We start from the raw sequence: 3,154 nt of genomic DNA on the forward strand, positions 1-3,154 counted from the left end.
TTCGATTTCGTATAAGGTGTATTATGTTAATTTTAGGGGAACTTAATTCTATAGGTGATACCAATGGACAAAAAGATAGAAGATAAAACTAAAGATATTAATGAAAAAATTCAAAAATTGGATTTAGCTATCCAAGAACTAATAGAAACTACAGACAATTTTTTTATTAATGATAAGTACTATGGAATTGAATGCGCTTTTATTTTAGACCATGCACTAAATATTAAAATGCACTTTTTCAACAAGTATCCAGCATTTGCACCACCTCACTTACGAGGAGTAGAAAATTATGATCGAATTATACATATTAGAGAAAATAATCCTGAAGATAAGCTAGAACAAATTTCTCCTCTTAAAGACTAAATTTTCTAATCTCGTACTTAGAATCCCCTACCATTTAACATAATGGTGGTTATACGAAATTTCAAAAAAATACAGTAAAAATGGGAGCTTAAGGCCACTGCTGTCCCATAAATATAACAAGTGTTAGCAGCAGTGTAAAAATAACCCTCTAACGGCATTTTAAAACTGACCCCCTTGGTTAATATAGCGGTCTTTTTGGACTGCTCAACATGTTAACTTTGGAGCAAGCAGTGACCATCCAAATTCTTCATCAACAAGGTAAATCCATTAAAGCCATTAGTCGTGAACTTGGGGTATCCAGGAATACCGTACGTAAATATTTACGGCAAAACACCACACCTCAGTATCGGCGTACACAACCTAGAATAAGTATTCTTGATCCATATAAACCCTATTTGCTTGAACGTGTAAATGCAGCTCATCCTGAATGGATTCCTGCCGTTGTGCTCTATAAGCAGATTTTAGGGTTTGGATATCCAGGAAAGATCAGGATATTGAGGGAATATCTTGCAACATTAAAACCCGTTGCCAAATCAGAACCCGTCATTCGTTTTGAAACCCAACCTGGTCAACAAATGCAGGTTGATTTCACCACGATTCGACGTCACCATACGACTTTGAAAGCCTTTGTGGCCACATTAGGTTATTCCAGAGCAACCTTCGTGAAATTTTATGATCATGAACGGACGGATGCATGGATCGATGGTCTGGAAAATGCATTTCAGTTCTTTGGGGGCGTACCTCAGGAAATCCTGTTTGATAACGCTAAAACGATCATGATTGAACGGGATGCCTATCAGGAGGGGCAGCACAAATGGAACCCCAAACTGCTCGATTGTGCCAAGAAATATGGCTTTCGCCTCCCGCGTATGTAAACCCTACCGCGCACAGACCAAAGGCAAAGTTGAACGCTTTAATGGATATCTCAAATCAAGCTTTATTGTGCAATTGAAAGCAAGCCTTAAGACTTCAGGCTTATTGTTGGATGTTGATGTTGCTAATGCCCACATTGGTCGGTGGTTGCATGAAACCGCCAATCAGCGGATTCATGCAACCACGCAAGAAAAACCAGCTGTTCGACTGCAGCAAGAGCAGCAAAGATTCGCGCCATTACCGCAATCAAATACGGTTTCCAGCATTGTGCCTGTTACAGCGGCACCGCATGTGATGCCCTACGAGAGTTTGCAGCATCCATTATCAGTATATGACCAGTTGCTGGGAGTTTCCTGATGAATCTGCAATTGGCGGAGTGATTTCTCAAAATGGCAAGTTGATGACAATTGTTCCGCTGGATGAACAACTTTTGGTTGAGGCACGTATTTCACCGCGAGATATTGCTTTTATTCATCCTGGGCAAGATGCACTGGTGAAGATCACCGCGTATGATTATTCTATTTATGGTGGGTTGAAAGGAAAAGTTTCTATTATTTCTCCAGACACCTTGAGAGATGAAGTTAAGCAAGATCAATTTTATTATCGAGTGTATATTCGAACGGATTCAGGAAAATTGATGAATAAAGCAGGCAAACAATTCAGTATTACTCCTGGCATGGTTGCAACAGTCGATATTAAAACAGGGGAGAAAACGATCTTAGATTATCTAATAAAACCATTTAATAAAGCGCAAGAGGCTTTAAGAGAAAGGTAAGCGTCCGCTGAACCCCACACTCTTTGAGTGGAACGTTCTTTAAAAAAACGTTCCACTTTATTGAATATTTATCAATACCGCATAGCTCGATGCAGGGTGCTATCTTCAGATATCTTATTTAACATAAAATGAAGTTATGCGACTTCAGAATGACCTAATACTTGAGAATAAATATGACCCAAAAAATACTAGATCGATTTTCTTCACTAATAGAAGAAGGTGATTCAATCTATCAAAAATGTGAAGCCGCTGGATCTGGTTATAATCCTGAATTACAATCAGCTTTTATCGAATGGCAAATGAAATCTAAAAATATATTAAGCATTACTTGTGGTGAAAAGTCACATTATTTGTCTCAGTTTGATAAAAATCTTAAAGCAGGAATGGGGGATACAAGAAAAGCAATATTAAATCGCGTGATTCCAATTTTAAGAGCGGCAGAAGATGATTTAAAAAATGGTTTTCTAATCACAATCAAAAAACTAATTCAGTCAGAGGTTTTTGATAGTGAGTTGGATCAAGCACAGCATTTCCTTGATTCAGGTTATAAAGTAGCTTCTGCTGTCACTGCTGGTGTAGTTTTAGAAACAGCAATTAAAGAATTAGCTAAAAATAACGGAATTGATATTTGCCAAGAAGGTACTACTAAACCTAAAAAACTTGATGCTCTTAATTCTGAATTAAAAAATGCTAATATCTATAGTGCTCTTCAACATAAGCAAGTTTTAACTTTGGCACATATAAGAAATAAAGCTGCTCATGGGGAGATTGAGGAATTTAATGATAACGATGTACAGAATATGATCCGAGATGTTGAAAGATTCTTACTTGAATATGCTTCTTAATACAACAAAAAAAGAGTCCACGTTATCTAATGGTGGACTCTAGTTCCAAATTTGAGACTAATAGAGTATCTATTTTCCAGATATTGAAATCATAGCCACGCAGACTTGCGTAGGTTTGACTGATACGCAAGTCGAGTAGCGGTCTGATTTCCGCATAACTTATGTTATGTTACTTGGGATACACTTGACGGTAAGATAATTTATTATTGCAACCGTCAAGTGCAGCACCAACGATATTATTGTAGGGTGCTGTGTTTAGATATCCTATTTAACATAATCAATGTTATACGAAATACAG

Annotated in this window: 2 protein-coding genes and 2 pseudogenes; all 4 read left to right on the forward strand. The window is 37.3% G+C overall.

Going from position 1 to position 3,154, the window contains the following annotated elements; all coding sequences use genetic code 11:
* Positions 1-63: 63 nt before the first annotated feature.
* On the forward strand, positions 64-363 hold the full coding sequence (locus FTV18_RS15470) for a hypothetical protein (RefSeq protein WP_179989178.1): 300 nt from the start codon (positions 64-66) through the stop codon (positions 361-363).
* Between the two features lie 209 nt (positions 364-572).
* Positions 573-1,593, forward strand: a pseudogene (istA, locus tag FTV18_RS15475) (IS21 family transposase).
* 13 nt (positions 1,594-1,606) lie between these two features.
* Positions 1,607-2,011, forward strand: a pseudogene (locus FTV18_RS15480) (HlyD family efflux transporter periplasmic adaptor subunit); the annotation flags it as partial.
* Between the two features lie 173 nt (positions 2,012-2,184).
* Positions 2,185-2,856, forward strand: coding sequence for a DUF4145 domain-containing protein (locus tag FTV18_RS15485; protein ID WP_179989177.1), 672 nt, complete (start codon positions 2,185-2,187; stop codon positions 2,854-2,856).
* Positions 2,857-3,154: the final 298 nt, after the last annotated feature.

This window comes from Acinetobacter sp. YH12241, from assembly GCF_013417535.1.
GTDB lineage: Bacteria > Pseudomonadota > Gammaproteobacteria > Pseudomonadales > Moraxellaceae > Acinetobacter.

Bases quoted from the DNA above. Each gene is read 5' to 3' on its own strand.
- FTV18_RS15485 (WP_179989177.1), top strand. From the start codon at position 2,185: ATGACCCAAAAAATACTAGATCGATTTTCTTCACTAATAGAAGAAGGT.
- FTV18_RS15470 (WP_179989178.1), top strand. From the start codon at position 64: ATGGACAAAAAGATAGAAGATAAAACTAAAGATATTAATGAAAAAATT.